The following is a 1,207-nucleotide window of genomic DNA, read 5'->3' as shown; positions in this document are numbered from 1 at the left end:
AACAAAGAACTGAGTTAAAAAACAAGTTCTTTTAGTTCAATTTCGACACATATTTCTCATCATAAGGAATTCCGGATTTTGCAATGGCAAAAGCCTGTTTTAAAAGCTTGTTGCATACCGCTATCAGGGCAAGTTTTTTGCTTTTTCCCTTAGCTACGATTCGTTCATAGATTGCTTTGCATTGTTTGTTGTACTTACAAGCAGAAAAAGCGCATAAAAATAAAAGATTTCGAAGTTTTCTATTTCCAACCTTACTTATCCTGCTCCTACCCCTGACACTACTTCCCGAACGCCTTATTGTTGGTGTGATACCTGCATAATTGCATAGTTGGGCCGCAGTTTCAAACTTGGTAAATCCTTCGGTAAGTACAATCAAAAGAGCAGCCGTTTTATCGCCTAGACCAGGTATGCTCTTTAAGTTGCTCAACTGTTGTTGTTGGCTCTTTTTTACCAGAGACATCAATCTTTCCTGTAAACCGGAGAGTTGCTTGTCCAATTCAGCCAATGATTTTTTTAAAGAGTTATAGACTGTCTTTGATGGTATACCCAGTACTTTTTCACCGTGCAACTTATTCTTTAGTTGTGTGCGCTGTTTCAAGTATATGTCCATTAATGCCAATAGTTGGAGACTCTCTGATTGTTCAGCTCCTTTACCATCATATAGAGGTACTTGATTCACTTGTGCATAGTCACATATGGCTCTGGCATCGCTCTTATCTGTCTTGACCTTGCTTAATTTCATTTGAACAAAGCGTTTGACCGATAAAGGATTGACTACCGAAACATGGATGCCTTGATCATATAAAAACTGTGCCAATAAATAGTGGTAATAGCCCGTGGCCTCCATGACCACCAAGGCTTCCGTATTTATTGACTTTAGAAATAACTTAAAACCTTTTAGGCTATTGTCGTATTGATGATGGTTACCGTTGGTATCCATAACATCAAATACATCTTTACTGATATCTACTCCATGAATTTCTTTATATTTATCCATAAGAAAATGTTTTGGGAAAGGACATACCACTACCAATTCAACAACTTGAAAACGAGATCTAGGTCTCACAGAACTGAACGAATTCTTAGTGGAAAAGAGAGGGGGTCATCAATGTTGACGGAATCGATAGTTCCTATGGCTATATTGACCTTATTCCTCTCTTTTGTTCTTTCTTATTATTACATCAATTTAAAAAGAATCAAACTTAAG

The 1,207-nt window shown here is 37.2% G+C and carries 1 protein-coding gene; it reads right to left on the bottom strand.

The genetic code is table 11. The features are described from left to right. Positions 1-31: 31 nt before the first annotated feature. Positions 32-997, bottom strand: coding sequence for an IS110 family RNA-guided transposase (locus ACXAGS_RS15695; RefSeq protein ID WP_474908086.1), 966 nt, complete (start codon positions 995-997; stop codon positions 32-34). Positions 998-1,207: the final 210 nt, after the last annotated feature.

Source organism: Croceivirga sp. ABH4_376, from assembly GCF_056160685.1.
The sequence above is the reverse complement of the archived record's forward strand: the minus strand, read 5'-3'. Positions and strand labels throughout refer to the sequence as shown.